General features: G+C 73.6%; 1 pseudogene. It reads right to left on the bottom strand.

Going from position 1 to position 535, the window contains the following annotated elements:
• Nucleotides 1-535, bottom strand: a pseudogene (locus ACLZOT_RS49800) (NADP-dependent phosphogluconate dehydrogenase); the annotation flags it as partial.

The following is a 535-nucleotide window of genomic DNA, read 5'->3' as shown; positions in this document are numbered from 1 at the left end:
TTGTCGACCCGCCCGTACGTGTGCGCCCCGAAGTAGTCCCGCTGCCCCTGCAACAACGCGGCCGGCAGACGCTCGGCCCGCAGCGTGTCGTAGTACGCCAGCGACGCCGAGAACGCGGGCACCGGGATCCCCCGCCGCGCCGCCGTCGCGACGATCTCCCGCCACGGCACCTGCGCGTCCGTGATCTCCTGCGCGAACTCCTTCTCCGTCAGCAGCGACACCAGCGCCGCGTCCTGCGCGTACGCGGCCCGGATCCGGTCCAGGAACGACGCCCGGATGATGCACCCGCCCCGCCAGATCCGCGCCACCGCCGCCAGGTCGATGTCCCAGCCGTACTCCTTCGCCGCGTCCTGGATCATCGTCCAGCCCTGGTCGTACGCGATCACCTTCGACGCGTACAGCGCGTTCTCCACCTGCGACGCGAACCGCGCCGCCTCCGTCCGCGACAGCGCCGGGGTCGTCCCGCCCGGCAACCCCCGGTACGCCGCCCGCAGCGCCGTCTGCCCCGACGCCGCCCGCGCGAACGTCGCCTGCG

Origin of the sequence: Streptomyces sp. 4F14 (assembly GCF_048159485.1) — a bacterium.
Classification (GTDB): Bacteria; Actinomycetota; Actinomycetes; order Streptomycetales; family Streptomycetaceae; genus Streptomyces.
This window is presented reverse-complemented; position numbering and strand designations above follow the sequence as displayed.